This is a genomic window from Streptomyces prasinopilosus (assembly GCF_001419695.1).
GTDB classification, from domain to species: Bacteria; Actinomycetota; Actinomycetes; order Streptomycetales; family Streptomycetaceae; genus Streptomyces; species Streptomyces prasinopilosus.
Genome location: NZ_LIRG01000730.1, coordinates 1 through 6,196, shown reverse-complemented (window position 1 = coordinate 6,196; position 6,196 = coordinate 1). Strand labels below are relative to the sequence as shown.

4 protein-coding genes are annotated in these 6,196 nt (G+C 73.9%); 3 read left to right on the top strand and 1 reads right to left on the bottom strand.

Going from position 1 to position 6,196, the window contains the following annotated elements:
* A partial coding sequence (locus AOK18_RS35190; protein ID WP_157865183.1) for a tetratricopeptide repeat protein occupies positions 1 to 892 on the top strand: 892 nt, incomplete at its 5' end.
* Positions 893 to 1,058: 166 nt separating this feature from the next.
* Positions 1,059 to 2,177, top strand: a complete 1,119-nt coding sequence (locus AOK18_RS25395; RefSeq protein ID WP_055574986.1) for an ADP-ribosylglycohydrolase family protein — start codon at positions 1,059 to 1,061, stop codon at positions 2,175 to 2,177.
* A 145-nt stretch (positions 2,178 to 2,322) separates the two neighbouring features.
* On the opposite strand, the gene AOK18_RS25390 is transcribed toward AOK18_RS25395, so the two are convergent.
* A complete protein-coding gene (locus AOK18_RS25390) occupies positions 2,323 to 3,897 on the bottom strand; it encodes a sodium:solute symporter family protein (protein WP_055695843.1) in 1,575 nt (524 codons plus the stop codon).
* Between the two features lie 295 nt (positions 3,898 to 4,192).
* On the opposite strand from AOK18_RS25390, the gene AOK18_RS25385 reads away from it, so the two are divergent.
* Positions 4,193 to 5,926 carry a hypothetical protein gene (locus AOK18_RS25385; protein WP_055695842.1) on the top strand — a complete coding sequence of 578 codons (1,734 nt, stop codon included), beginning with the start codon at positions 4,193 to 4,195 and terminating at the stop codon, positions 5,924 to 5,926.
* Positions 5,927 to 6,196 lie beyond the last annotated feature (270 nt).

Here is a 6,196-nt window from a genome sequence, read left to right as displayed (position 1 = left end):
GCCCGACGGCGCACGGGACGACGGCGCACTGCCCGACGGCGCACGGGACGACGGCGCACCGGAGGAGGACGCACGGGACGAGGACGCACGGGACGAGGACGCGCTGCCGGACGGCGTGCCGGACGAGGGGGAGGCCGAGCCGCCCGACTGGCGGAACATGGTCCTGTCCCCGCAGAGCGCGGCACGGGTCCTCCGGAGCAGGGCCGTCGCCCTGGCGGCCCGGGGCGACTACGCCGACGCCCTCGCCCATCTGCGGCAGGCCGCCGAGTTGGCCCCGGACGACGCCGGGATCCTCGCCCTGATGGGGGAGTACCACCGGACCCGCCAGGCGTACCCGGCCGCGCTGCGGGACCTCAGTGAGGCGCTGTCCCTGGACCCGGAGCACTCCTTCGCCTGGGCCTCCCTCGGCGCCACCCGCCTCGCCCTGGGCGACCCGGCCGCCGCGCTCGCCGACCTCGACCGCGCCCTGGAACTCAAGCCCGACTACCCCTGGGCCCTCATCCGCCGGGCCCGCGTCCGGCGGGAGCTCGGAGACCCGGCCCGGCAGCTCGCGGACCTGGAGCGCGCGGTCCTCCTGCAGCCCGACTCGCCCTGGGCGCACTGCGAACGCGGCGACGCCCTCCACGCCGCCGGCCGCGGGGCGGAGGCCCTCGCCCACTTCGACCGGGCCCTGGCCCTGGACCCCGAGTACACGTCGGCGTACGCGAGCAGGGGCATGGCCCTCTCCCGCCTCGGCCGTCACGCGGAGGCGCTGGCCGATCTGGACCGCGCCCTGGAACGCGACCCGTCGTACGCGTGGGCGCGGGCGCAGCGCGACGAGGTCCTGCGCCGTCTCGGCGAGCGCGCGCGGCCTCCCGGGCACGGTCCGGAGCCCGGCCCGACGCCCCCCTGACGCACCTGGTCCTAGACACCGCACGAGCCCGGGCACAGGCGGCCAGGTGCGGTCAGGCCGGTCACTTCGGTCACCGCTCCCATACCTCTCCGTGCCCTGAACCGGCCCTCCCCGTTCGCATACAGTGCTTGGCGTCGCACGTACGCACGGTGTCCGGGAGGTCTGGGTGGACGCGACTGCCGGGCCCGTCTGGGGGCGGCGCGAGCAGCAGGACTTCCGCAGCCGGGTGCGCGGGACGCTGCTCGGCGTGGCCCTCGGGGACGCGCTGGGCGCGCCCGTGGACGGGCAGGACCTCGACGCGATCCGGCGGACGCACGGCGCCGCCGGGATCACCGGGCCCGCCCCCGCCCACGGCCGGCGCGGCGCGGTCACCCACCTCACCCAGATGACCCTGTTCTCCGTGGACGGCCTGATCCGCGCCCAGGTGCGGCGCGACACCGGGGCCTGGCACCCGCCGACCGACCTGCACCGGGCGTACCTGCGCTGGGCCGTGACCCAGCGGGACTGGGGCCCCGACGAGCGCCGCGAGGAGGACGGGTGGCTCGCGCGCGAGGAGTGGCTGTACGCCCGCCGCGACCCGCCCCGCGCCCTGCTGCTCGGGCTCGGGGACGACACCATGGGCACGCCGGAGGCGCCCAAGAACCCCGGTGAGGCGGGCCCCGAGGCGGCGGCCCGCTCGGCGCCCTTCGGGCTGCTCGTCGGCTGGGAACCGCAGCTCGTCGCCCAGCTCGCCGTGGAGTGCGCGGCACAGACCCACGGCCGTCCGGCCGCCTTCCTCGCGGCCGGCGGGTACGCGGCGATCGTGCACGGACTGGCCCGGGGCGAGAACCTCGACACGGCGGTGCAGCGGGCGCTCGTGCTGCTGGCCGCACGGCCGGGGCACCAGCCGGTGACGGACGCCCTGCGGCAGGCGCTGGGGGCCGTGCGCCAGGGGATGCCCACGCCGGAGCGGGTGACCCGGCTGAGCGGGGACGGGACCGCCGAGGGCCTCCTCGCCGTCGCCGTGTACTGCGCGCTGGTGGGGGAGGACGTACGGCACGGGCTGTGCCTCGCCGTCAACATGGACGGGCCCGGCGCGGCGGCCGGCGCGCTGACCGGCGGACTGCTGGGGGCCCTGCACGGCGAGACGGCCCTCCCGCCGGCCTGGCTGGCCGAACTGGAGGGCCGCCCCACGATCCTGGAGCTCGCCGACGACTTCGCCATGGAGATGACCCAGGGCCCCGCCCTGCACGGCCCGGCCGGCTCGTCCCCGGCCTGGCTGGCGCGCTACCCGCGCGGCGCGTGAGGATCCCTGACCGGGTGACCCCGTGGGGCCGGACGCCCCGTGGGGCCGGGTGACCCCGTGGGGCCGGGTGACCCCGTGGGGCCGGGTGGCCCCGTGGAGCCGGATGCCCCCGTGGGGCCGGGTGGCCCCGCGGAACACGTCCGGGCTAGGGACCGTCCGGTGTCCGGGCGGACGCCGCGTCCGGGGCCTTCGCCGGGGCCGGCACCGCCGCCGCGGCGGAGCCGTCGTCGTCGGTGTTGAGGCGTTCGATGACCGCCGTCCGCTCCGGGGTGTCCTCCGGCTTCACGTAGCCGATCAGGACGTACAGGGCCAGGGAGACGGCGAGCGGGATCGAGACCTGGTACTCCAGGGGCACGCCCCCCTCGACGGCCCAGTGGACCGGGTAGTTCACCAGCCAGAAGGCCAGCAGTCCGGTGGCCCAGCTGGTGAGCGCCGCGGTCGGGCCCGAGCGGCGGAACGGGCGCAGCAGCCCCAGCATCATCGGGATGGCGATCGGGCCCATCAGGCCGGCCACCCACTTGATGACCACGGTGATGATGTCCTTGAACGTCGGCGAGTCGACCTGGGTCGCCACCGCCATGGACAGGCCGAGGAAGACCACGGTCGTCACCCGGGCCGCGACCAGGCCCGACCGGTCGTTCCACCGCCGCGCCCTCGCGGACAGCACCGGGGCGACGTCCCGGGTGAACACGGCCGCGATGGCGTTGGCGTCCGAGGAGCACATCGCCATCGTGTGGGAGAAGAAACCCACGATGACCAGGCCCAGCAGGCCGTGCGGCAGCAGCTGTTCGGTCATCAGGGCGTAGGAGTCGGAGCCGTCCGCCTTCTGCGACTCCACGAGCAGCGGCGACATCCACATCGGGAAGAACAGCACCAGCGGCCAGACCAGCCACAGCGCCGCCGAGAGCCGCGCCGAGCGCTCGGCCTCGCGGGGCGTGGCCGTGGCCATGTACCGCTGGGCCTGGTTGAGCATGCCGCCGTTGTACTCGAACAGCTTGATGAAGAGGAACGCCAGCAGGAAGACCGTGCCGTACGGTCCGACCAGCGGCTCCGCGTGTCCCCGGAGTTCGGGTTCGTCCCACACGCCGAAGAAGCCGCCGTGGTCGCCGAGTTCGGCCACCACCGCGACGAACATGGCGACACCGGCCAGGAGTTGGATGACGAACTGGCCCAGCTCCGTCAGCGCGTCCGCCCACAGGCCGCCGATGGTGCAGTAGATCGCCGTGACCGCGCCGGTGATGAGGATGCCCTCGTTGAGCGAGACGCCGGTGAACACCGCCAGCAGGGTGGCGATCGCCGCCCACTTCGCCCCCACGTCCACGATCTTCAGCAGCATGCCGGACCAGGCCAGCGCCTGCTGGGTCCTCAGGTCGTAGCGGCTCTTGAGGTACTCCAGCGGGGAGGCCACGTGGAGCCGGGAGCGCATCCGGTTGATCCGTGGGGCGAACAGCTTCGACCCGATGGCGATGCCGAGGGCGATGGGGAAGGACCAGGTGACGAAGGACGTCACGCCGTACGTGTACGCGATGCCGGCGTAGCCGGTGAACATCACCGCGCTGTAGCCCGACATGTGGTGGGAGATGCCGGAGAGCCACCAGGGCATCCGGCCGCCGGCCGTGAAGAAGTCGCTGACGTCGTCCACCCGCCTGTGCGACCAGACACCGATGGCGATCATCACCGCGAAGTAACCGATGAGCACCGACCAGTCGAGACCGTTCATGTCCCTCCTTCCGAAGCTGTTCCGCAGTGTGAATGGCTCGCTCATCCTGAGGGCGGTGTAGTGGGCACGACAAGGAAACGTAGGGTCAAGAGGGATAAAAAACTGTTCGACTCGGTGATGCGCGTTCAGTCATGTGAACCGTCTGCCGGGCGAGGAGACCCGCCGTCACCGGTGCGGGAGGGGGTGCGCGGGCCCGCGGCCTCCCCGTACGGGGCCCCTGCTGCCAACGGGCGGTGGTCGATTAGCGTCTACCTGCAGCGAGACCCTCCCCGTACACGTCGAATGGATAGCCGCAGTGGCCTTCGCCGAGCTGAGCCCGCACCGCCCCGTTCTACGCGACAAACCCACGCGGGACCGCCGGCCCTGGCACGAGCGCCACCGCGTCCCCCTCACCGTCCTGGCGTGCTCCCTGCCGCTGTACGGCGTGTGGGGAGCGGTGTTCGCGACCGGGGGCGGCGACCTGGCGGCGCAGGTCGCCTGGGCCGAGTTCGCGAGGATGTACCCGGGCTACGCCTACAACCTGTTCTGGTACGGCGGACTGCACACGGCGAACTACAGCCTGATGTCGCCGTACCTGATGGCGGCCCTGGGCGTGGTGCCCGTCACCCTGCTGTCGGGGCTCGCGGCGTCCTGGCTCGCCGGCGCGGTGGTCGAGCGCACGGGAGTGCGCAGACCCGTCTGGCCCGCGCTGGTGGTGATGTTCTCGCTGTGGTGCCAGGTGGTGTCCGGACGCTCGACCTTCATGCTCGGCAGTGCCTTCGCCCTGGGCGCCGTGCTCGCGGCGGTCAGCGGGCGCGGCGGCCGGCACCTCACGGCGGTGGCTCTCGCCACGACGCTGGCCACGATGGGGAGCCCGGTCTCCGGACTGTTCCTGGTGGTGGTGGGGGCCGCCTACCTGCTCACGCGTGAGTGGGGCCGCGCTCTCGCCCTTCTCGTGCCGCCGGTCGCCGTGGTCGCCACGACCACGCTGCTCTTCCCGTTCGAGGGCGAGCAGCCCATGTCGTTCGCGCGGATCTGGCCCCCCGTCCTGCTGTGCACGGTGATCATCCTGGCGGCCCCGCGCGCCTGGCGGCTGCTGCGGTACGGCGCCGGCGTGTACGCGCTCGGAGTGGTGCTCTGCTACCTGATCTCCTCGCCGATCGGCACGAACGTCGAACGGCTCACGGAGCTGGCGGCGCCCGCGGCCCTGCTCGCCGTGGTGATGCACCGCGGGGACGGGGACGAGGGGGGCGCGGACGGGAAGGCGCCCGCCCGGCCGTCACTCCACCGGCTCACGCCCGGGCAGCGGAAAGTGGGCTGCGCGGTGGCCCTGGCCCTGTCCCTGACCTGGCTGTCCGGCAAGACGATCGCCGACATAGTCACCAACACCGAGGTGCCCGAGTGGGCCGTCAAGACCGACGGGGTCGTCAACGAGCTCGAACGGCTGGACGCCCGGAAGACCCGGGTCGAGGTGGTGCCGGCCCGCGACCACAGGGAGGCCGCCATCCTCGCGCCCCACATCAACATGGCGCGCGGCTGGAACCGCCAGGCCGACGTGGAGCGCGGCCGTCTCTTCTACGAGGGGCACAGCGGGACCGAGGTGCCCGAGGGCACCTTCACCTCCGAGGCCTACCGCGCGTGGCTCGCCCAGTGGGCCGTGGGCTTCGTCGTCCTCGTCAACGGTGAACCGGACGGTCCCGCGGAGCTGGAGCACGCGCTGGTGAGCAGTGAGCCGGAGTACCTGGACCTGGTGTGGGAGGACACCAACTGGAAGATATACCGCGTGAAGAACGCGACCCCGCTCGTCGACAGGCCCGCCTCGGTGGTGAGTTCCGACGGCGCCAACCTCGTCGTCCGCATGCCGAGGCCCGGCACGGTGACCGTGCGGATCGCCCACTCGCCCTGGCTGTGGGCGGACAACGGCTGCCTGACCGCGGAGGGCGACTTCAGCCGGCTGACCGTCCAGGAGGCGGGCGACGTCCGGATCAGCTCCCTGTACGGCGGACCGTCCCGCGAGGAACCCCTGGAGTGCGAGCAGACGGAGCGGTGACGGGGCACGGGACCCGCGGCCCCTCCCGGGGCGGTCGCGGGACCGGCGGCACGCCTGCCACCGGGCCCGCCGCGGGAGCGGCCGAGTGACCTCCCCGGCTTTCCCGGGAACCGGCGCGGTCCGGTCCCGACGGGGCCGGCGGTGCGGCCCGGCTCCGGTGCGTCGAAGGTGCGGCCGCACACCCGCCGGCGATCCGCACCGGGGCCGACGGCGGCCCGGCCCGGCCCGAGGACGGGGGCGGAGGCGGGGAACGGCGCGGCGCCTTGCCCG